This window comes from Phenylobacterium sp., from assembly GCF_046291545.1.
Lineage (GTDB): Bacteria > Pseudomonadota > Alphaproteobacteria > Caulobacterales > Caulobacteraceae > Phenylobacterium.
Genome location: NZ_JBKBSM010000001.1, coordinates 1,147,873 through 1,167,849 on the forward strand (window position 1 = coordinate 1,147,873; position 19,977 = coordinate 1,167,849).

Annotated in this window: 18 protein-coding genes; 10 read left to right on the plus strand and 8 right to left on the minus strand. The window is 70.6% G+C overall.

What is annotated here, in order from left to right:
- Nucleotides 1-87: 87 nt before the first annotated feature.
- The 4 genes from ACK4YQ_RS05710 to ACK4YQ_RS05725 form a co-directional block, all read right to left on the minus strand.
- Nucleotides 88-2,211 (minus strand): phosphocholine-specific phospholipase C, encoded by a 2,124-nt coding sequence (locus ACK4YQ_RS05710; protein ID WP_409609157.1) that lies wholly within the window; start codon nt 2,209-2,211, stop codon nt 88-90.
- A 107-nt stretch (nt 2,212-2,318) separates the two neighbouring features.
- On the minus strand, nt 2,319-3,902 hold the full coding sequence (locus tag ACK4YQ_RS05715; protein WP_409609159.1) for an AMP-binding protein: 1,584 nt from the start codon (nt 3,900-3,902) through the stop codon (nt 2,319-2,321).
- 190 nt (nt 3,903-4,092) lie between these two features.
- Nucleotides 4,093-4,506: a DUF2177 family protein gene (locus ACK4YQ_RS05720; RefSeq protein ID WP_409609161.1), complete on the minus strand. Its 414-nt coding sequence runs from the start codon at nt 4,504-4,506 to the stop codon at nt 4,093-4,095.
- 17 nt (nt 4,507-4,523) lie between these two features.
- Nucleotides 4,524-5,549, minus strand: a complete 1,026-nt coding sequence (locus ACK4YQ_RS05725; protein WP_409609163.1) for an SAM-dependent methyltransferase — start codon at nt 5,547-5,549, stop codon at nt 4,524-4,526.
- A gap of 148 nt (nt 5,550-5,697) precedes the next feature.
- On the opposite strand from ACK4YQ_RS05725, the gene ACK4YQ_RS05730 reads away from it, so the two are divergent.
- The 5 genes from ACK4YQ_RS05730 (at nt 5,698) to ACK4YQ_RS05750 (ending at nt 12,326) form a co-directional block, all read left to right on the plus strand.
- Nucleotides 5,698-7,041: an NAD(P)/FAD-dependent oxidoreductase gene (locus tag ACK4YQ_RS05730; RefSeq protein ID WP_409609165.1), complete on the plus strand. Its 1,344-nt coding sequence runs from the start codon at nt 5,698-5,700 to the stop codon at nt 7,039-7,041.
- Entirely contained in the window at nt 7,038-7,817 is a 780-nt protein-coding gene (locus tag ACK4YQ_RS05735) for a DUF1365 domain-containing protein (protein WP_409609167.1), read from the plus strand. Before ACK4YQ_RS05730 ends, ACK4YQ_RS05735 begins: the two co-directional genes overlap by 4 nt.
- 199 nt (nt 7,818-8,016) lie before the next feature.
- Complete coding sequence (locus ACK4YQ_RS05740; RefSeq protein WP_409609169.1) at nt 8,017-9,900, plus strand: ABC transporter ATP-binding protein; 1,884 nt, start codon at nt 8,017-8,019, stop codon at nt 9,898-9,900.
- Nucleotides 9,897-11,765, plus strand: a complete 1,869-nt coding sequence (locus ACK4YQ_RS05745; protein WP_409609171.1) for an ABC transporter ATP-binding protein — start codon at nt 9,897-9,899, stop codon at nt 11,763-11,765. Before ACK4YQ_RS05740 ends, ACK4YQ_RS05745 begins: the two co-directional genes overlap by 4 nt.
- A gap of 27 nt (nt 11,766-11,792) precedes the next feature.
- Nucleotides 11,793-12,326 carry an AAA family ATPase gene (locus ACK4YQ_RS05750; RefSeq protein ID WP_409609173.1) on the plus strand — a complete coding sequence of 178 codons (534 nt, stop codon included), beginning with the start codon at nt 11,793-11,795 and terminating at the stop codon, nt 12,324-12,326.
- Here ACK4YQ_RS05750 and ACK4YQ_RS05755 read toward each other — a convergent pair.
- Together ACK4YQ_RS05755 and epmA are read right to left on the minus strand one after the other, a co-directional pair.
- The gene (locus ACK4YQ_RS05755; RefSeq protein WP_409609175.1) at nt 12,323-13,387 is read right to left on the minus strand and encodes a lysine-2,3-aminomutase-like protein; all 1,065 of its coding nucleotides are present in this window, start codon (nt 13,385-13,387) and stop codon (nt 12,323-12,325) included. The genes ACK4YQ_RS05750 and ACK4YQ_RS05755 overlap by 4 nt on opposite strands.
- Nucleotides 13,388-13,431: 44 nt before the next feature.
- Nucleotides 13,432-14,481 carry an EF-P lysine aminoacylase EpmA gene (gene epmA, locus ACK4YQ_RS05760; RefSeq protein ID WP_409609177.1) on the minus strand — a complete coding sequence of 350 codons (1,050 nt, stop codon included), beginning with the start codon at nt 14,479-14,481 and terminating at the stop codon, nt 13,432-13,434.
- Between the two features lie 140 nt (nt 14,482-14,621).
- Between epmA and efp the strand changes: the two genes are divergently transcribed.
- Nucleotides 14,622-15,188, plus strand: coding sequence for an elongation factor P (gene efp / locus ACK4YQ_RS05765; protein ID WP_409609179.1), 567 nt, complete (start codon nt 14,622-14,624; stop codon nt 15,186-15,188).
- Between the two features lie 3 nt (nt 15,189-15,191).
- Here the strand turns inward: efp and ACK4YQ_RS05770 are convergent, their stop codons facing one another.
- Nucleotides 15,192-16,028, minus strand: a complete 837-nt coding sequence (locus ACK4YQ_RS05770; RefSeq protein WP_409609181.1) for a TauD/TfdA dioxygenase family protein — start codon at nt 16,026-16,028, stop codon at nt 15,192-15,194.
- A gap of 82 nt (nt 16,029-16,110) precedes the next feature.
- Here ACK4YQ_RS05770 and ACK4YQ_RS05775 point away from each other — a divergent pair, with 82 nt between their 5' ends.
- Entirely contained in the window at nt 16,111-16,803 is a 693-nt protein-coding gene (locus ACK4YQ_RS05775; RefSeq protein ID WP_409609183.1) for a Crp/Fnr family transcriptional regulator, read from the plus strand.
- Nucleotides 16,804-16,809: 6 nt separating this feature from the next.
- Here ACK4YQ_RS05775 and ACK4YQ_RS05780 read toward each other — a convergent pair whose 3' ends face one another.
- Entirely contained in the window at nt 16,810-17,577 is a 768-nt protein-coding gene (locus ACK4YQ_RS05780; protein ID WP_409609185.1) for a class I SAM-dependent methyltransferase, read from the minus strand.
- 229 nt (nt 17,578-17,806) lie between these two features.
- On the opposite strand from ACK4YQ_RS05780, the gene ACK4YQ_RS05785 reads away from it, so the two are divergent.
- The 3 genes from ACK4YQ_RS05785 to ACK4YQ_RS05795 are packed head-to-tail and all read left to right on the plus strand — an operon-like array spanning nt 17,807 to nt 19,973.
- Nucleotides 17,807-18,469 (plus strand): LemA family protein, encoded by a 663-nt coding sequence (locus tag ACK4YQ_RS05785; RefSeq protein WP_409609187.1) that lies wholly within the window; start codon nt 17,807-17,809, stop codon nt 18,467-18,469.
- Nucleotides 18,470-18,479: 10 nt separating this feature from the next.
- On the plus strand, nt 18,480-19,271 hold the full coding sequence (locus ACK4YQ_RS05790) for a TPM domain-containing protein (protein ID WP_409609189.1): 792 nt from the start codon (nt 18,480-18,482) through the stop codon (nt 19,269-19,271).
- A 3-nt stretch (nt 19,272-19,274) separates the two neighbouring features.
- Nucleotides 19,275-19,973 (plus strand): TPM domain-containing protein, encoded by a 699-nt coding sequence (locus ACK4YQ_RS05795; protein ID WP_409609191.1) that lies wholly within the window; start codon nt 19,275-19,277, stop codon nt 19,971-19,973.
- Nucleotides 19,974-19,977: the final 4 nt, after the last annotated feature.

Here is a 19,977-nt window from a genome sequence, read left to right on the forward strand (position 1 = left end):
AGAGCGGCGCGCTACATGCCATGAGCCGCATGGCCACGCCAAACACGCTTGTTTTCGCAAGATTGCGCCCGAGCCCGGGACCTGGTGCTAGAGGGGTCGCGTCATCAGGGCCGGACCGGCCATCGCCGGATCGGTGACGGAGTCGCGGCCGGTCTCCAGACGCCCCGCCAGGCGGCGCAGATAGGCTGGCTCGCCGTCGACGGTGAGCGTCAGGTCGTACCAGCCGCCGGTGTCGCCCAGGCGCCAGGCCTTTGACGCGGCGCCATGGGGGTCGAGCGGCGCGGTCCAGCCCGCCAGGGCCTCGCCGTAGGCGCTCGGCTTCACCTGCACCGTCAGGGGCTCGCGGGTGGGATTGCGCAGGGTCAGGGTGACGAGCGCGCGGCGCGCGTCGTAGGCGGCCATCACCTCGGGTTCGCCGGCCGCGGCGAGGCCGGCGAAGTGGCGGTGAAAGCCGTTGGGGCCCAGGACCCACAGGTCATAGCCGTCGGCGTCGTCCCAGAGATCGGTGAGGCTCTTTCGAGGCTCCACGGTGTAGCGGCGCGGCGCCTGGTCGAGGCGCTTGCGATCATAGACGTGCAGCACCGCGGCGGCCGCGCCTATGTTGCGGAAGGTCAGCCGCACGCCGCTCGCCTCGCCCTTGGCCGCGACGTCGAGGGCGTAGGGCAGGGCGCGGGAGGGCCGGGGCCCGGCCGCCTGTTCGGGCGCGTGCGGAACGGCAGGCGTCGCTGGCGTGGTTCGGCCGGGCAGGGCCTTGGCGCGGTCGGCGACGGCCGCCGTGGCCGGCAGGGCCGCGGTGAAGGCGGCGTCGTTGGGCGTCCTGAAGTCGAAGCAGGAGGTCAGGTCGCCGCAAACCGCACGTCGCCAGGGCGAGATATTGGGCTCGGTCACGCCGAAGCGCGTCTCCAGGAAGCGGATCACCGAGGTGTGGTCGGCGACCTGGGAGTTGACGAAGCCGCCGCGGCTCCAGGGCGAGACGACATAGAGCGGCACCCGCGGACCCAGGCCGTAGGGCCGGCCGATCAGCTCGGGGCGCTCGGACGGGGCGTCGGCCTCGCTGCGGACCAGGTGGTGTTCGCCGGTCAGGTCCGCGGTCGAGCCGCCCGCCAGGCCGCCGGGGCGGGCGGCGTCGCGGGAGGGCGGCGCCGGCGGCGGCACGTGGTCGAAGAAGCCGTCGTTCTCGTCGAACATGATGAAGAGCACGGTGCGGGCCCACACCTTCGGATCGGCGGTCAGGGCGTCGAGCACCTGGGCGGTGTAGTCGGCGCCTTGGGCCGGGCTCGAGGGGCCGGGGTGTTCCGATTCCGCCGCCGGGGCGACGATGAAGGAGACCTGCGGCAGTCGTCCGGCCAGCACGTCCGCCTTCAGGCCGTCGAGCTTGCGGGTGCCAAGGCCCAGTTCCTTGAGGACGGGATCGGCGCCGGGGGCGCCGGCGAAGGCCTGCCGGAAGCTGGCGAAGCCGGCCAGGGGGTTGTCCTCGAAGTTGTCGGCCATGTCCTGGTAGACGCGCCAGGTGATCCCGGCCTTGCCAAGGCGCTCCACATAGGTGGTCCAGGTGTAGTCCTGTGGATGGCCGCCGAGGCTCGGCACGTTGTCGTGCGAGTTGCCGATCGCCGGGCCGCCGTTCTTGCCGCCAGGATCGTTCGTCCCCGTCCAGAGCATTAGCCGGTTGGTGTTGGTCCCGGTCTGGATGGAGCAGTGGTAGGCGTCGCAGAGGGTGAAGGCGTCGGCGAGGGCGAACTGGAAGGGGATGTCGGAGGCCCGGTAGTAGCCCATGGCGTGGGCGGTCTTGGCGTCGGGCCAGCGGCTCATCCGCCCCTCGTCCCAGGCGGCCTGCGCGTCCGGCCAGCTATGCGGCGTGCCCTCCACCCGCATGAGGGCGAAGCTCTGGGCGGTGTCCAGCGGGAAGGGCGCGATCAGGCGCGGTCCCGCGCCGGCCTTGGTGTGCTCCTGGACCCAGACCGTCCGGTCCTGGGCGCCCTCCACGTCGCTCAGCGGGATCGGGAAGCGGTCGCCGAAGCCGCGCACCCCGTTCATCGTGCCGAAGTAGTGATCGAAGGAGCGGTTTTCCTGCATGAAGATCACCACGTGCTCGACGTCGGCGATCGTGCCGGTGCGCACGGCCGCGTCGATGCCGCGGGCCCGGGCGATGGCCGGGGGCAGAAGGAATCCGGCCGCGCCCGCGAGGACGCTGCGACGATCGATGCGCGGCATGAGGCGCTCCCAACTCGAACTCGGCCGCCGCCTTAGCCGCCGAAGGTCGCAGGTATGTGACGGCGCCGGCGCTTTTCAGCGGGAGCCGCCACATCCAGGCCGGGATCCTAGATCTGGCGCTTGCGGCCTTCCCAGTACGGCGCGCGCACCTTGTTGCGCTGGATCTTGCCTGCCTCGGAACGGGGCAGGGAGGTGACGAAATCCAGGCTGCGGGGCACCTTGAAGCTCGGCAGGTGGCGGCGCCCGAAGTCCAGGATCTCCTGCGCCAGGGCTTCCGAGGGCTCATAGCCCTCGCGCAGCAGGATCACCGCCTTGACCTGTTCGCCCCACTCGTCGTGCGGCACGCCCACCGTGGCCGAATCCTCCACCGCCGGGTGTTTGATGAGCTCGTTGTCCACTTCCTGCGGGTAGATGTTCACCCCGCCCGAGATGATCGTCTCGGCGTTGCGGCCGGTCAGGAAGAGGTAGCCCTCCTCGTCGAAATAGCCGACGTCGCCCATGGTGAAATAGTCGTCCAGGCGCGATGCGGCGGTCTTGGCCGGGTCCTTGTAGTACTGGAAACCGCCCCCGGGCGGCAGCTGGTGATAGATCGTGCCGGGCACGCCGGGAGGGCACTCGGCGCCTTCCTCGTCGATGATCTTGGAACCCAGCAGGGCCGGCCGCTTGCCCACGCTCCCCGGCTTGCGAAGCCACTCCTCGGAGGTGATGAAGAAGCCCGCGCCGCCTTCGGAGCCGGCGTAGTACTCGCTGAGCACCGGGCCGAACCACTCGATCATGGCGGTCTTCACCTCGGGCGGGCAGGGCGCCGCGCCGTGGATTATGAAGCGCACGTGGCTGACGTCGTAGCGCGCCTTCACCTCGTCCGGCAGCGACAGCAGGCGCTGGAACATGATCGGGACAAGATGGAAGTGGGTGACCTTCTTCTCGGAGATGGTGCGCAGCACATGCTCCGAATCCCACTTATCGATGAATACCAGCGGCACGCCCGCGGTCATGGCCGCATTGATGTCGAAGGCGAGGGGCGCGGCGTGATAGGCGGGACCGGCGCACATCTGCACGTGCTCGCGGTGGTCGTAGTCGCCGCGCACGGGCGTGATCGCCGCCGGCGGGGGCGTGGGCCGATAGACGCCCTTGGGCCGTCCGGTGGTGCCGGAGGTGTACATCATCTGGTTGCCGAGCACCGGATCGTCGATATCCGACGGATCGTGCGCCGCCAGCGCATCCTCGTAGGGGACGAAACCGTCGATCTCGCCGCCGATAGAGACCTTCAGCAGCAGGTCGGGGCACATCTCGACCGCCGGGCCGGCGGCGGCGACCCGGGCGTCGGCGAACACCGCCTTGGCCTCGCAGTCCTGGATGATGTAGGCGATCTCGTCGGCGGTCAGATGCCAGTTCACCGGAGTGATCCGGATGCCGGTCCGCTTGGTGGCGGCGAGCACCTCGACGAACTCGGCGCGGTTGGAGCAGACCAGGGCCAGGGAATCCCCGGCCTTGAGGCCGGAGGCGCGCAGCAGCCGGGCGATCCGGTTCGCGTTGGCGTTCAGTTCGGCGAAGGTGCGCGTGCGGCCTGAGGGATCGTGGATCGCCACGCGGTCCGGCTGGACCTTGGCCCAGACGGCGGGGATCATGCCCACCGGCGCGGCGGCCGTCAGGGCTTGGGTCAGGTCGAAGCGCTCTTTCAAATCCTGCATCAGTATCCTCCCGGGCGCCGCCGTCGCGCGCCCTCTGGCGGGGCGGTGCGGCGACGCAGACCAAATCAAAGGGCGGGGATCCGGTGCGGTGAGCGCGGGCGAAGAATAGGCCCGCGCGGGACCACCGCGCCCGCCTGGGGCGGCACAATGACAGGGGATGACGCAGCGGTAAACGCCGCCGGAATTCGAACTAAGACCGAATCGCACCCAGGCGGCGCATGGCCTCGAAGCCGGCTGCGGCGGCGACGGCTGTGAGGGTCGCGCCCCAGGTGACGTCGATCACGGTGATCGTCGTCGACCACACCTTGAGCGTGGCCTGGTTGGTCAGGTCGTAGGTGGCGTAGGCCATGGCCCCCAGGAGAGCGCCGTTGGTCGCCGCCGCCCGTATGGTCCCCTCCCGCAGGGCCGGGCGGACGGCGAGCAGCATCACGCCTGCCACATAGGCGAGATAGAAGGCCAGCGCCGGGACCGGCCGGAAGGCGTCGGCCAGCACCGGATCGAGGGCCGGGCGATAGAGGTAGGGCCCGACTTGCGTGAGCCAGACCGCGTCCAGCAGGCCCATGGCGAGCCCGGCGGCGAGATAGCCGACGGCGTAGCGGCGCATCGTTCGTCCTCCCAGGGTCAGGCGGGTTTCAGGCGATAGTGGGAGACGCCCCACTCCTCGCCGCCGCGATGGCCGAACAGGCCCGCCGTGGCGAGGAAGAACAGCCGCCAGCGCCTTCGCCACAGCATCGCCTCCGCGCCGTAGACCTCCTCCAGGATGCGGCCGATCTCGGCCTCCTTGCGGTCGTAGTTCGCCAGCCAGTCGAGCGCGGTGCGCTGATAGAGGCGGCCGGACCAGCGCCAGTCCGCCTCGACCTCGAAGAGGTCGCCGAAGCGCCGGATCAACCCGTGGCTCGGCATGACGCCGCCGGAGAAGAAGTAGCGGCCGATCCAGTCGGCCTCGTCCTCGACCACGAAGCGATAGGGCGTGGAGCGGTGGGTGAAGACGTGGATGAACAGCCGCCCGTCCGGCTTCAGCCAGTCACGGGCCCGGCTCAGAAGCGCCCGCCAGTTGGCCATGTGCTCGAACATCTCGACCGAGACGATCCGGTCGTACACGCCCGGCGCCTGGAACACGTTCATGTCGGCGGTGAGCACCGTAAGGTTCGTCAGACCTTCGGCGGCGGCGCGGGCGCGGATGAAGTCGCCCTGGCTCGCGGAGTTGGAGACCGCGGTGATCCGCGCGGCGGGGAGGGTGCGGGCCATCCACAGCGAAAGCGAGCCCCAGCCGCAGCCAAGCTCCAGGATGGTCTGTCCGTCGCGCAGGTCGGCGTGGACGGCGGTCTCCAGCAGGGCCTGCTCCTCGGCCTCGGCCAGGCTCTCTGCGCCGGTGGGATAGAAGCAGCAGGAGTACTTGAGCTGCGGGCCAAGCACCGCCCGGAAGAAGGCGGCGGGCAGTTCGTAGTGCTGCGCATTGGCCGCGTCCGCATGTTCGGCGATCGGGCGAGCCGCCATCTCCTCGGCGAAGCGGGCCTCCGCGTCGGCGGGCGCTTCGGAGAGGCCGCGGCGGGCGCGGGCCACCAGGAGTTCGATGGCGGCGCGGCGCATCACGTCCGGCAGGGGCGCGCCCTCGAAGGCGTGGATCGTGCGCGCGACGAAGCTCATGGCGGGTCTCCCGGCGATGCGCCCGGCGGGCGCTCCTGGGCGATCTACGCAGACGCGCGCGCTGCGGATGCGCCTGCATCCGGCGCTTCTGGCGATCCGTAACTGGGCATGGGCTCCGCAGAGGCGGGGCGAGTTCGGACGGGGATCGATGCCAAAGGAACGACCATTCAACATCGCCGTCGTCGGCGCGGGGATCGCCGGCCTTTCGGCCGCGTGGCTGCTGGGACGACGCCACCGGGTGACCCTGTTCGAGAGCGACGGGCGCCTGGGCGGCCACGCGAACACCGTCGAAGCCCCCGGCCTTGAGCGCCCGGTTCCGGTGGACACCGGCTTCATCGTCTACAACGAGGCCAACTATCCGAACTTCACCGCCCTCCTCGATCATCTCGGCGTCGCAAGCCGGGCGACGGACATGTCGCTGAGCGTGTCCCTGGACGACGGAGGCTTCGAGTATTCGAGCTATGGCGCGGGCCTCTTCGCCCAGCGGCGCAATCTCTTCAGCCGCCGGTTCTGGGCCATGCTCAGGGACGTCACCCGCTTCTACCGGGAGGGTCCGAAGGACCTGGCCGGGCTGGAACAGCCGCTGACCGCGCTCGGCGACTACCTTGAGTCCAAGGGCTACTGCCGCGCCTTCCAGGAAGACCACCTGCTGCCGCAGGCCTCGGCGATCTGGTCGACGCCGCTCGGCGCCATCCGGGACTATCCGGCCGCCGCCCTGATCCGCTTCTTCCAGAACCACGGCATGATGCAGGTGTTCGGCCGAGGCCTGTGGCGCACGGTCGCCGGCGGCAGCCGCAGCTATGTGGCGGCGCTCTCGGCCGAGGCGAACATGGAGGTGCGCAAAGGCGCCCGCATCGTCTCCGTCCGCCGGGGCGCCGACGGGGTGGAGCTGCGCGACGCGCAAGGTCAGGCCAGCCGCTTCGACCACGTGGTGATCGCCACCCACGCCGATCACGCCCTGGAGCTGCTGGAAGAGCCCGCCCCGGACGAGGCGCGGATTCTCGGCGCCTTCCGCTACAGCCGCAACCTTGCGGTCCTGCATACCGACAAGGCCCTGATGCCGCGCCGCCGCATGGCCTGGGCCGCCTGGAACCATATCGGCCGGCGCGACGATCCCGCCGCCGGCTGCGTCACCTACTGGATGAACCGGCTGCAGCATCTGAAGGAGGCGCCCAGCCTCTTCGTGACGATCAATCCGACCAAGGCCATCGCGCCCGAGGCGGTGATCCACACCGACGTCTATGACCATCCGCTGTTCGACGCGGGGGCCATCGCCGCCCAGGACGAGCTCTGGTCGCTGCAGGGCGGTCGGCGCACCTGGTTCTGCGGCTCCTACTTCGGCCACGGGTTCCACGAGGATGCGCTGCAGGCCGGGCTGGCGGTCGCCGAAGCCCTGGGCGGAGTGCGCCGGCCCTGGACGGTGGCGAACGAGTCCGGCCGCATCCGTCTGCCTCCGGCGGCCGCGCCTGCGGCGGTGGAGAAGGCTGCGTGAGCGTCGAGACCTCGGGACTCTATGCGGGCGTGGTCAGCCACGTGCGCAGGCGGCCCCGGGCGCACCGGCTGCGATACCGCATCTTCATGCTGCTGCTGGACCTCGACGAGATCGACGGCCTGGCGCGGCGCTCACGGCTGTTCGCGCGCAACCGCTTCGGGCTTCTGAGCTTCCACGACGCCGATCACGGCGACCGCCGCGGCGGCGATCTGCGGACCTGGGCCGAGACGCAACTTAAGGCCGCAGGCCTGCCGTACGGGGGCGCCATCCGCATCCTGTCGATGCCCAGGATCCTGGGGTTCGGCTTCAATCCCCTGAGCGTCTGGTTCTGCCATGACCCGGCCGGCGGGCTGTCAGCCGTGATCTACGAGGTGAACAACACCTTTGGCCAGAAACACAGCTACCTGATCCCCGCGCCGCCGGGGCCGAGGCTGCGGCAGGCCTGTGACAAGGACTTCCACGTCTCCCCCTTCATGGACATGGACCTCGGCTACAGGTTCCGGATCGTCGCGCCCGGCTCGGCCGTGGCGATCGGGGTCGACGCCCATGACGGCTGCGGCCTGGTGCTGGCCGCGGCGTTCGCCGGCCAACGGCGCCCGCTCACCGACGGCGGTCTCCTGCGCGCCTGGCTCGGCCATCCCTGGATGACCCTTGGGGTGCTGACGGCGATCCACTGGGAGGCGCTGAAGATCTGGCTCAAGGGCGAGCGCCTGCGACCACAGCCGCCGCAGCCGCTCTCGCCGGTCACCATCGTCCCGGGCACGCGATCGGCCTGAGGCGCAGCTTGTCGAGCCCAAGGACGGCCGGGCGCGGCGCCGTCCGTCACAATAGGCCCCTAGGCGAACGCCTGACTGTGTCGTGCGTCCCACGCGCCGGGACGAAGCAGGGCATTCCCTGCCGCGGCGTCAAAACAACGCTGGCGCGAGTCGGACCGGCGCGTCACAATTGACGGCATACTGAAAGAAAGAACTCGTGATGAGTAATTCCCGCCCCGGCCGCTGGGGTGTGGGGACGGGCGAATTCGGCTCCGTGAACGTGGCCGAAGCGCCGAGGGTTCTCACCCGGATCACGGCCCTGGCGCTGAAGCACCCGGGCCGGCTGGCCCTGGCCATCGGCTGCAATCTCGGGGCGGCGGTGGCCAGCCTCACGCTTCCCAAGCTGTTCGGCCGGGCGGTGGATCACGCCCAGTTGCTGCTCCAGTCCGGCGCCGCCCAGGCCGAGGCGGCGCGTTCGGCCCTGTGGGTGACGGCGCTGCTGGTGATCGCGGCCACCCTGGTGCGCGGCTTCCTGACCATGGCCGGCGGTTTCCAGGGCGAATACGTCAGCCAGCGGGTCGGATACGACCTGAGGCTGCAGTTCTTCCAGCAGTTGCAGCGGCTCTCATTCGGCTTCCACGACCGCATCCATTCCGGCGACCTGATCACCCGCGGCATGCTCGACCTGGAGGGGGCGCGGGTGTTCATCCAGGGCGGGCTGATGCCGGTGCTCAGCCTGGCCATGCTGCTTGGCTTCGCCAGTTGGATGATGCTGTCGGCGGACCTCGCCATGGGGCTGGTGGGCCTCGGGTTCGTGCCGATCGCCGCGCTCGCCCTGGCGCGGATGGGCTATCTCCTGCGGGTCACCTGGCTGCGCGTCCAGGAACTGATGGCCGCCCTGACCCTCACGATGGAGGAGAACCTCCAGGGCATCCGCGTCGTGCGCGCCTTCGCCGGCAAGGCCTTCGAGATGTCCAAGTTCGACCGTGCGGCGGGCGAGGCGCTGGACTACTCCAACCGCCGCATCACCATGCGCATGCGCGGCGTCTCGGCGATGCAGGTCAGCTACTACACGTCGATGGGCCTGCTGCTCTGGATGGGCGGCCACAAGGTGCTGGCGGGGCAGATGAGCGTCGGCCGCCTGACCGAGTTCCTGACCTACATGACGCTGCTGCAGGCCCCGATCCGCCAGATCGCGATGATCTTCAACTCGGCGGCGCGGGCCACCTCTTCGGGCGCGCGGCTGTTCGGGGTTCTCGACCTGGAGCCGGAGATCGCCGATGCGCCCGGGGCCAGGCCGCTGGCGCCGACCCGCGGCGTTCTTCGCTTCGAGCAGGTGGACTTCGCCTATGAACCCGGCGGCAAGAAGGTGCTGAGTGACATCGACTTCGAGGTGGCGCCGGGCCGCACCCTCGGCGTCGTCGGCCCTCCGGGCTCGGGGAAGTCGACGATCGCGAACCTTGTTCCGCGCTTTTACGACGTCACCGCTGGCCGCATCACCATCGACGGGGTGGACATCCGCGACGTGACCCTGGCCTCCCTGCGCGAGTATGTCGGCCTGGTGCAGCAGGAGGCCTTCCTGTTCGACGCCTCCGTGGGCCACAACGTCGCCTACGCCGATCCCTGGGCGGATGACCAGCGGATCGAGGGCGCGGCGCGGACGGCGCAAATCCACGAGCACATCGCGGGCCTGCCGGCGGGCTATGAGACGCGGGTGGGCGAACGCGGCGTCGCCCTCTCCGGCGGCCAGCGCCAGCGCATGTCCATCGCCCGCGGGGTGGTGCCGGGGCCGGGCGTGATGATCTTCGACGACTCCACGGCGGCGATCGACGCGGTGACCGAGCGGCGCGTGCGCGACGCCTTGGCCGGCGCGACCCGCACCAAGGCGACCATCATCATCGCCCACCGGCTGAGTTCCCTGATGCACGCCGACGAGATCCTGGTGCTCGACGACGGGCGCATCGTCGAGCGCGGCTCCCACCGCGAGCTGATCGCCCGGGGCGGGGTCTACGCCGATCTCTACGCCCTGCAGACCCGTATCGAGCAGGGCGGCGTGCTGGACGACGTCCCGGCCGAACGGCCCACCGAAGGAGCCCAGGCGTGAGCGACGCGGCCATCGATTCGAACCCGCCCGGCGCGCGGGCGCCGCGCGCCTCCCTCGGCTCGCCGGAGGGGGACGACGTCTTCGGGACCTTCGATCCGCGGGTGGCGCGGCGCTTCCTCGCCTACGTGAAGCCGCATCGGCGGGCCTTCGCCCTGGCCATCGGGGCGGTGCTGCTCTCGGCCGTCGGCCAGCTTTTCATCCCCATGACCATCGGCATGGCGGTGGACAGCGCCGCGTCCGGCGACCGGCGCATGCTGGACCTGTCCCTGGCTGGCTTCGCGGCCGCGGGTCTCGCCTTCACCGGCTTCTTCTTCCTGGAGCAGTGGCTGTCGGCGCGCCTGGCCCAGCGGGTGATCTTCGATGTGCGGCGAGCGATGTTCTCGCACTTCCAGGACGTGTCGCTCTCCTTCATGGACAAGACCCACGTCGGCCGCATCATGGCCCGCCTGCAAGGTGACGTGAACGCGCTGCAGGAGTTCCTGGAAAGCTCGACGGGAGCCGTCGGCGACTTCGTGATGCTGGTCGGCATCGCCGCGGCCCTGCTGGTGATGGACTGGCGGCTGGGACTGCTGACCCTGACGGTGCTGCCGGCGCTGATCGCCATCCGCGCGGTCTGGCTGCCGTTCTCCAAGAAGAGCTTCCGCGAGGCGCGGGACGCCTCGTCGACGGCCAACAGCGCCCTGGCCGAGAACATCAACGGCATTCGCACCGTGCAGGAGACCCGGCGCGAGGCGGTCAACTACGAACTTTACCAGGCCAAGGCCCACGACAATTTCAAGGCCCAGGTCGGCGCCTCGTGGATGACCCAGATCATGGTGCCCACGGTCGACATCCTGACCGGCCTCGCCATGGCCATCGTCATCGTCGTCGGCGGCGATGCGGTGATCGGCGGGCGGCTGGAGGTGGGGGTGATGGTCGCCTTCATCTTCTATGTTCAGCGCTTCTTCGATCCGGTCCGGATGCTGTCCCAGCAGTACACGATCATGCAGCGGGCCATGGCCGCGGGACATCGCATCTTCGAGGTGCTCGACGTGCCGGTGACCATCCAGGACAAGCCCGGCGCCGTGGCGCTGAAGGACGAGCCGCCGACGGTGGAGTTCCGCAACGTCACTTTCGGCTACGACCCGGCCCGCCCGGTCCTGCACGACATCAGCCTGACGGTGCGCCCGCGCGAGGTGGTGGCGCTGGTCGGGCCCACGGGATCGGGCAAGACCAGCATCATCGCCCTCACCCACCGTTTCTATGAGGTGGACCAGGGTCAGGTGCTCGTGGGCGGCAAGGACGTGCGCGACGTGACCCTGGACTCCCTTGGCCGCACCATCGGCATGGTGCTGCAGGAGCCCTTCCTGTTCACCGGCACGATCGAGGACAACATCCGTTACAACACCGTGTCGGCCACGCGCGAGGACGTGATCGCGGCCGCCAAAGCGGTGAGCGCGCACGACTTCATCACTCGCCTGCCGCAGGGCTACGACACGCCGCTCGGCCAGCGGGGCCGCAACCTGTCGGTGGGCCAGCGCCAGCTCATCAGCTTCGCGCGGGCCCTGGTGGCCGACCCGCAGATCCTGATCCTGGACGAGGCTACGGCCAACATCGACAGCTTCACCGAACAGGCGATCCAGAAGGCGCTGAAGGTGCTGTTCGCCGGGCGCACCTCGATCGTCATCGCCCACCGGCTGGCGACCATCCGCGACGCCGACCGAATCGTGGTCCTGCGCCAGGGCCGCATCGTCGAGCAGGGGCCGCATGAGGCGCTGATGGCCAAGGACGGGCTCTATCGGCGTCTCTACACCTCGGCCCACGCATCCTTCGACGACGCCCAGGTGGCCGAAACGGGCGATGCGGAGTTCGCCACCCGGACCTGACGTCCGGAGTTTCCGATCGAGGAGTCTATGAAGCGCTTCATCCTGACCGGCGCGCCGGGCGCCGGGAAGACGACGCTCATCCGCGCCCTGGCGCAGCGGGGTTACGCGGTGGTCGAGGAAGCGGCCACCGACGTCATTGCCGAACGCCAGGCGGCAGGCGTCGCCGAACCGTGGACGGAGCCGTCGTTCATCGATCGGATCGTCGCGGCGCAGCGAACGCGACGCCGGGCGCCGTGCGAGGCCGCGGTGCAGTTCCACGACCGCTCGGCGGTCTGCACCTACGCCCTTGCGCTCCACCTCCGCCGGCCGGTCACCGCCGCCCTGGCCGCGGAGCTGGAGGCGATCGCCCGCGAAAACGCCTTCGAGCGGCGGGTGCTGTTCGTGCGCAACATCGGCTTCGTCGAGCCCACGGCGGCGCGCCGGATCAGCTTCGAGGAGTCCCTGGCCTTCGAGGCGACCCACGAGCGGGCGTATCGGGAGCTGGGCTTCGATCCGGTCGATATCGGCGCCGGGCCCTTGGAGCAGCGGCTGGCGGCGCTGCTGGCGGCCGCGGAAGGCTAGGTCCGGGGCGGATAGGCGTGCAGCCCGCCCCGGTAGTCCTCCACCTCGCCGTCGCCGAGGTAGCCGGGGCCGATCGGCACCTTGCCGTGACCGTCGGGGATGTCGAGCACATAGGTCGGCTGGCAGAGGCCCGAGACCCGCCCGCGCAGGGCCCGCATCAAGGCCTGGCCCTCGGCCACAGTCGTCCGCAGGTGGCCCGTGCCGGGGGCGTAGTCGGGATGGTGCAGGTAGTAGGGCCTGATGCGCGTCTCCACGAACGCGCGCATCAGCTCGGCCAGGGTCTGCGGATCGTCGTTCACGCCCTTGAGCAGGACGCTCTGGCTGACCATCGGCACGCCGGCGTCGATCAGCCGGGCGCAGGCGGCGCGGGCGGCGGGGGTCAGTTCGCGAGGATGGTTGGCGTGCAGCGCCACGAACACCGCCTTGCCGCCGCCGCGCAGAGCTTGGACAAGGTCCGGGCTCACCGAGTCGGGATCGACGACGGGCAGGCGGGTGTGGAAGCGCACCACCTTCACATGCTCGATCTCGGCCAGGCGCCGCATCAGCTCGGAGATCCTGCGCGGCGAGAGCACGAACGGGTCGCCGCCAGTGACGATCAGCTCCCAGATCGCCGGGGTGCGCGCCACATAGCCGAGGGCGGCGTCCAGAGCCGCGCCGGACAGGGGCCGCAGGCCCTGCGGGCCGACCATCTCCCGCCGGAAGCAGAAGCGGCAGTAGACCGCGCAGGTGTGGGTGATCTTCAGGAGCGCCCGATCCGGATAGCGGTGGACGATCCCCTCCACTGGGCTGAATGCGGCGTCGCCCACCGGGTCGTCGCGCTCGCCGGGACGCTGGGCCAGTTCGGCGGCGTCCGGCACGAACTGGCGCGCGATCGGGTCCTCGGGGTCGGCCGGATCGATCAGCTCGGCCATGGCCGGCGTCACGGCCACCGCATAGCGGGCGGCCACCTGCTCCAGCACCGGCAGCCGCTCAGGCGCGATCACCCCGGCGCAGGCCAGGTCTGCGGCCGAGCGCAGGGTCCTGTCGCTGGTTTGCGGAACGGCGGTGTCGGATGCGGCCATGGGCGCGGCATATGGGCCATGCGGCCGGCCAGGGCAACGGCGCCTCAGCCCGCCACCGGCGTCCAGAGCACCTGGTCGATGCGCTCGGCCCCCAGCGCCAGCATGACCAGCCGGTCGAAGCCGAGCGCCGCCCCGCAGGCCGGCGGCATGCGCCCCAGCGCCGCCAGGAAGTCGTCGTCCAGGGGGTATCGCTCGCCGTAGACGCGCTGCTTCTCGTCCATCTCGGCCTGCAGGCGTCGCCGCTGCTCGACCGGATCGGTGAGCTCGGCGAAGGCGTTGGCCAGCTCCACCCCGCAGGCGTAGAGCTCGAACCGCTCGGCGACCCGGGGCGAGCCGGGCTTCACGCGGGCAAGGGCCGCCTCCGGCGTCGGATACTCGCAGAGCACCGTGGCCCGGCCCTGGCCGAGGTTCGGCTCGACCTTCTCCACCAGCACCCGGGAGAAGACGTCGGCCCAGGTGTCGTCGCCGGCGACCCGGATCCCGACCTCGCCAGCCTGGGCGGCCAGGCGGTCGCGGTCGACCGCCCCGTCCTCGGCCACGGTGGCCAGAAGGTCGATTCCGGCGAAGCGGTCGAAGGCCTCCGCCAGGGTGATCCGCTCCGGCTCGGCGAAGGGGTCCACGCTTCGTCCGCGGAAGGTGAAGGCGCGGCTCCCGGCCGTCTCGGCGGCGAGGGAGAGGAGCGCGGCGCAATCCTCCATCAGCCGTTCGTAGGGCTCGCCCGCCCGGTACCATTCCAGCATGGTGAACTCCGGATGGTGCAGGGGGCCGCGCTCGCGGTTGCGCCACACCTTGCCCAGGCTGAAGATCCGGCGCTCGCCGGCGGCCAGCAGCTTCTTGCAGGCGAACTCCGGTGAGGTGTGCAGGAAGAGCGGGGAGCGCTCGCCGCCGTGACCGACCGCCTCGGTGGCGAAGGCGTGCAGGTGGGCCTCGTTGCCGGGCGAGACCTGCAGCGCTGCGGTCTCCACCTCGACGAAAGCCTGGCCTTCCAGCCATCCGCGGACCGCCCGGGTGATCGCGTTGCGCGCCAGCAGCCGCGGCCGGCGGTCGGCGTGGACATGGGCGCTCCACCAGGGCGAGGCGGTCGGATCGGGCACGGTCGGGCCTTTCGGATGCGCGGCGTGAGCTCGCGAAGGGCTGGCGAACTCGGCGCGGATCGCTATAGGTGCGCGCAACTCCATCCGCCAGCCAACTCGCGCAGGCTCGTGAAAGCCAGCGTGGTCAAGGAAGAAGATACGTGAAGGTCGCCGCCAGCTCCCTCCGCAAAGGCTCCGTCGTCGACATGGACGGCAAGCTCTACGTGGTCCTCAGCGCCCAGAACATCCATCCCGGCAAGGGCACGCCGGTCACCCAGCTCGACATGCGCCGCATCTCGGACGGGGTGAAGGTGTCCGAACGCTATCGCACGACCGAGCAGGTCGAGCGCGCCTTCGTGGACGAGCGGGAATACACCTTCCTCTACGAGGACGGCGAAGGCTTTCACTTCATGAACCCGGAGAACTACGACCAGATCGTCGTGCCGCCGGACGTGGTGGGCGATGCGGCCGTATGGCTGCAGGACGGCATGGCCGTCCACGTCTCGACCCACGAGGGCGTGCCGATCGCCATGGAGCTGCCCTCGCGCGTCACCTTCGAGATCACCGACACCGAGCCGGTGGTGAAGGGCCAGACCGCGTCCTCGTCCTACAAGCCCGCGACGCTGTCCAACGGCCAGCGGATCATGGTGCCGCCCTACATCACCGCCGGGACCCGCGTGGTGATCCTGACCGAGGACGGCTCCTACGTGGAACGCGCCAAGGACTGAGCCTCAGCTCAGCTTCACCCCGTCCAGGGTGATGCGGTGCATCAGGCGGTGATGGCCGTGGTAGTCGTTCATCGCCTGGTGCCAGGTGCAGCGGTTGTCCCAGATCGCCATCGAGCCCGGCCGCCACTGGAAGCGGTGGACGAACTGCGGCTTCACTGCATGGGTGTAGAGGAAGCCGAGCAGGGCCAAGCTCTCCTCCCGCGTCCAGCCGACGATGCCGGTGGTGAAGGCGGGATTGACGTAGAGCACCTTTCGGCCGCTGTCCGGATGGGTGATCACCACCGGATGGATCGCCTCGGGCACGTCCTTGTGTCCGGCCAGCACGGCCTGGTCGGTCTTGGCGTAGACGCTGCCCTCGCCGAATACGTGGGCCGAGGCGTGGTGGGCCTTCAGCCGCGACAGCGTGTCCTTCAACCCGTCTGACAGGGCGTCGTAGGCGGCGTACATGTCGGCGAACAGGGTGTCGCCGCCGGACGGCGGGGTCTGGATCGCCAGCAGCACCGAGCCCATGGCCGGGGCTTCGTCATAGGAGTGGTCGGTGTGCCAGCCGCCCCCGATGTTGGTGGTCTGCTCGGCGGTCTTCTCGACCTTGGCGATCTCCGGATAGCGCTCGGACTTCGGGAAGTAGCGGTTGACGACGATAGGTCCGATGCGGCGGGCGAAGGCGATCTGCTCCTCCGGGGTCATCTTCTGGTCGTGCAGGAAGGCGACGCCGCGCTGGAACACCGTTTCGCGGATCAGGTCGATCTCGGCGTCGCTGGCGCGGGCGGCGTCCACGCCCTCGATCTCCGCGCCGCAGCCGCCGGTCGTGCGCACCGATAGGGTGGTGGCCAGGGTCATTCGGGGTCCTCCCGGGAAGCCTTCGTTTCCGGCATCCTAGGCTCGCCCTCGCCAGCGATTGTCACTCAAGTTACTTTAGCGCATGAGCGCGAACGATCGAGACCGGGCCGCCGAGGTGCTGGGCCGGGCCGCCTGGCTGCGGGGCCACGACCCCGACCTCGTGCGCGCGCTCCTGGCGCACGGCCGGCTCGTGCGGCTGGAGCCCGGCCAATGGGCCCAGGCCGAGGGCGACGAGGATACGGGCCTTCTGGTGGTGATCGAGGGCGGCGTGCAGATCCTCTGCCAGGCGCCCGGCGACCGCGAGGTGCTGGTGGGCGCGGGCGGCGTGGGCCTGGCGATCGGCCAGACCATGCGCTTCGGCGGCGGTCCGCGGCTGGTCACCGTGCTGTGCGCCGAGCCGAGCCTGTTGCTGAAGGTGTCCGATGCGGCCTTGACCCGCATCGCCGCCGAACGTCCGGAGATCTGGCGGGCGGTGGCGGCCCTGGTCTATCTGCAGTTACGCGGGATGCTGCTGGTGGCCGCCGAGGCGGCCGCCCTGCCGCCGCGCCAGCGCCTGGCGGCGCGGATGCTGATCCTAGCCCGAGCCTTCGACCAGACCGGCGCCGAGACCACCTTGCGCCTGGGCCAGCAGGCCCTGGCCGAGATGCTGGGGCTCACCCGCAAGACCGTGAACGGCTACCTGGCGGACTTCCAGCGCCGCGGCCTGGTGCGCCTCGGGTACGGCCGGATCGAGTTGCTGGACCTGGGGGGACTGCGCCGCGTCGCCGAAAGCTGAAGCCGCCTAGGGCTTGCGGAACAGGTGCACGGCGCCGACGCCGCCCAGGTCGACCGGCTCGCCCTGCGGCTCCAGGCCTGCGGCCCGGGCGAAAGGCTCCGGATCGGCGGCGTAGTAGGTGAGGCGCTCGCGTGAGCGCTGGCGGGCCGCGCCCCGCGCGTCGATGACGACATAGTCCATCACCTGGTCGAAGCGGCCGGGGCCCTCGCGGAAGCGCCGATCGTGCACGAACAGCAGCAGCTCGCAGCCGCCGTCCGCCGGCAGTCGCGCCACCGGCCGGACCGGGTCGGGCGCGCCGGCGCTGGCCATCAGTTCGCGGTCCGGCAGGTGAAAGGCCGCCCGGCCGCCCGGCGAAAGATGCGCGGCGACCCCGGCGAAGACGTTGCGCCAGGCGGCGCCGGCCGGCAGATGCGCCAGGCCGAAGAACGGGCAGATCACCGCGTCGAAGTTGCGTCCCAGGCGCAGCGCCGCCATGTCGCCGAGACGGAAATCAAGGCGCGCGGCGACCTCGGGCGGCAGGCTCGCCCGCCGCGCCTCGGCCCGCGCCAGCATCGCGGGCGCGGCGTCCAGGCCCGTCACCTGAAAGCCCCGCTCGGCGAGGGCGACGGCCACCCGGCCGGTGCCCGAGCCCAGCTCCAGCACGCTTCCGCCCTGCGGGACCAGCCCGGCGTAGAGCTCGATGTCGCCGTCCAGGCTGCGGTCGTGCGCCGTCACCAGATCGTAGAATGCGGCGCTGAGCGCCTTGTCGGCGTAGTAGGCGCTGACCTGCGCCATTGCGTATCCCCCGCCGGCGCGGAGCCCGTTCCCGGCTCCTCCCCCGGCCATTGCCAAGCCCGGCACAGCTTGTGGGGCAAATTCGGCGGCCGGCCAATGGAATTGTGGCGGCGCATGTCGGCGCCGTTACACAGACTTAATTCGACGGGCGTTGCGCCCGATCAACGCGCGGGCCACATAATCCGCGCCCAAGCTGACACATGGTCACGACTTGCTGGGGAGACCCGACTTGAGCCCTCTTCGCCACCGTCTTTCGCGCGCGGTCCTCATCGTGCTGGCGCCGCTCCTGGTCGCCGGGTGCGGCATCAACACCATTCCGACCAAGGATGAGCGGGCCAAGGCCGCCTGGGCCGAGGTGCAGAACCAGTACCAGCGCCGCGCCGACCTGGTCCCCAACCTCGTCGAGACCGTGAAGGGCTATGCGGCCCAGGAGCGCGACGTCCTGACCGCCGTGACCGAGGCGCGCGCGTCGGCCACCCAGGTCCAGGTCGATCCATCGACCATCACCGATCCGGCGGCCTTCCAGCGCTACGCGGCGGCCCAGGACCAGCTCACCGGCGTCCTCGGCCGCCTTATGATGATCCAGGAGCGCTATCCAGACCTGAAGTCGAACGAGAACTTCATGGCCCTTCAGAGCCAGCTCGAGGGCACCGAGAACCGAATCGCCATCGCCCGGCGCGACTACAACGAGGCCGTACGCGACTACAACACCGAGATCCGCACCTTCCCCGGCGCCCTGTGGGCCGGTACGGTGCACCGCTGGGCCAAGCCCATGCAGACCTTCCAGGCGAGCGCGGCGGCGCAGACGGCGCCCAGCGTCAGCTTCCAGCCCCCGGCCGCAGCTGCGCCGGCCCCCGCCGCGCCGGCGCCGGCGGCCGCACCGGCACCGTGAAGGCGGGACGATGAGGCCGGCCCTGCGGGCCCGCCCGCATACAGCGTGGCCGGTCCTGGTCCTTGTGCTGCTCGTCGCCGTGGCGGCGGCGGGCGCAGCCCTGGCCGCGCCCGCCTTCCCGCAGCTCACCGGCCGTGTCGTCGACGAGGCGAACATCCTCTCGCCCCAGGCCGAAGCGCGCCTCACCGGCGAGCTGAAGGCCCTGGAGGACAAGACCGGTCGCCAGATGGTCGTCGCCACCGTGCCCGATCTCCAGGGCTATGAGATCGAGGACTACGGATACCAGCTCGGCCGCGCCTGGGGGATCGGCGGCAAGGAGCGCGACGACGGCGTCGTCTTCCTCGTCGCACCCAATGAGCGGAAGGTCCGCATCGAGGTGGGCTACGGCCTGGAGCCCGTCCTCACCGACGCCCTGTCCAGCCTGATCCTGCAGCGCCAGGTGATCCCGGCGTTCAAGGCGGGGGACATGGAAGGGGGCGTCGTGGCCGGGGCGGAAGCGATCATCGCCCAGCTCGGCTTGCCCGAGGACGAGGCGCGCGCCCTCGCCGCCCAGGCGGCCGAGCAGCCGGCCGAGGAAGGCGGACATTTCCCGGTCGCCATCATCGTCATCATCGTCCTCCTGTTCCTGTTCGGCCGCTTCTTCGGCGGCTGGTGGTGGCTGCCGTTCATCCTGTCGAGCGGCGGTCATCGGGGGGGACGTCACGGCGGATGGGGCGGCGGCGGTGGCGGCGGATTCGGCGGCGGCGGCTTCTCGGGCGGCGGCGGCTCGTTCGGCGGCGGCGGATCTTCGGGGAGCTGGTGAGCGATGTTGAACGACGAGGAACGCCGCAGGATCGAGGAGGCCGTCCGCGCCGCCGAGCTGCGCACGAGCGGCGAGATCTACTGCGTGCTGGCCGAGGAATCCTCCGACTATCGCGAAACGCCCCTGGCCTGGGCGGCGATCGCGGCCCTGCTGGGGCCGGCCGCCCTGCTGCTCGCCGGCGTCGAGGTCTCGGCGCCCGAACTGCTGGACGGCGGCTGGAGCGCGACCCAGGTGAGCGACATGGCCGAGGTCGCGGCGCGCAGCGCCCTGGTTGGCGCCATCCTGCTGCAGGGCGTGCTGTTCGTGGCGGCGGGCCTCTTGGCCGCCTGGGGCCCGATCCGCCGCGTGCTGACGCCGCGCCCGCTGAAGCGCGAGCGGGTGCGCGGCCGAGCCCGCGAGCTGTTCCTGGCCAAGAATCTCAGCGCCACCCGCGCGCGCACCGGCGTCCTGATCTACGTCTCCATGGCCGAGCACATGGCCGAACTGGTGGCTGACGAGGGCATATCCAGCCGCGTGGAGCCGGGCGCCTGGGACCGGCCGATGGCGGCCCTGATCGCGGGACTGAAGCGCGGGGAGACCGGCTCCGGGTTCGCCGCGGCCGTCGGGCTTTGCGCCGAGATCCTGGCCGAGCACGCGCCGGCCGACAGGTCGGACAATCCCAACGAGCTTCCTGACGCCGTCGTCGAGCTGCCGCGGCTCTGACCGC

Bases quoted from the DNA above. Each gene is read 5' to 3' on its own strand.
- ACK4YQ_RS05750 (WP_409609173.1), top strand. From the start codon at position 11,793: ATGAAGCGCTTCATCCTGACCGGCGCGCCGGGCGCCGGGAAGACGACG.
- ACK4YQ_RS05720 (WP_409609161.1), bottom strand. From the start codon at position 4,506: ATGCGCCGCTACGCCGTCGGCTATCTCGCCGCCGGGCTCGCCATGGGC.
- ACK4YQ_RS05755 (WP_409609175.1), bottom strand. From the start codon at position 13,387: ATGGCCGCATCCGACACCGCCGTTCCGCAAACCAGCGACAGGACCCTG.
- ACK4YQ_RS05775 (WP_409609183.1), top strand. From the start codon at position 16,111: ATGAGCGCGAACGATCGAGACCGGGCCGCCGAGGTGCTGGGCCGGGCC.
- ACK4YQ_RS05725 (WP_409609163.1), bottom strand. From the start codon at position 5,549: ATGAGCTTCGTCGCGCGCACGATCCACGCCTTCGAGGGCGCGCCCCTG.
- ACK4YQ_RS05790 (WP_409609189.1), top strand. From the start codon at position 18,480: ATGAGGCCGGCCCTGCGGGCCCGCCCGCATACAGCGTGGCCGGTCCTG.
- ACK4YQ_RS05730 (WP_409609165.1), top strand. From the start codon at position 5,698: ATGCCAAAGGAACGACCATTCAACATCGCCGTCGTCGGCGCGGGGATC.
- ACK4YQ_RS05715 (WP_409609159.1), bottom strand. From the start codon at position 3,902: ATGCAGGATTTGAAAGAGCGCTTCGACCTGACCCAAGCCCTGACGGCC.
- ACK4YQ_RS05770 (WP_409609181.1), bottom strand. From the start codon at position 16,028: ATGACCCTGGCCACCACCCTATCGGTGCGCACGACCGGCGGCTGCGGC.
- ACK4YQ_RS05780 (WP_409609185.1), bottom strand. From the start codon at position 17,577: ATGGCGCAGGTCAGCGCCTACTACGCCGACAAGGCGCTCAGCGCCGCA.
- ACK4YQ_RS05795 (WP_409609191.1), top strand. From the start codon at position 19,275: ATGTTGAACGACGAGGAACGCCGCAGGATCGAGGAGGCCGTCCGCGCC.
- ACK4YQ_RS05740 (WP_409609169.1), top strand. From the start codon at position 8,017: ATGAGTAATTCCCGCCCCGGCCGCTGGGGTGTGGGGACGGGCGAATTC.
- ACK4YQ_RS05710 (WP_409609157.1), bottom strand. From the start codon at position 2,211: ATGCCGCGCATCGATCGTCGCAGCGTCCTCGCGGGCGCGGCCGGATTC.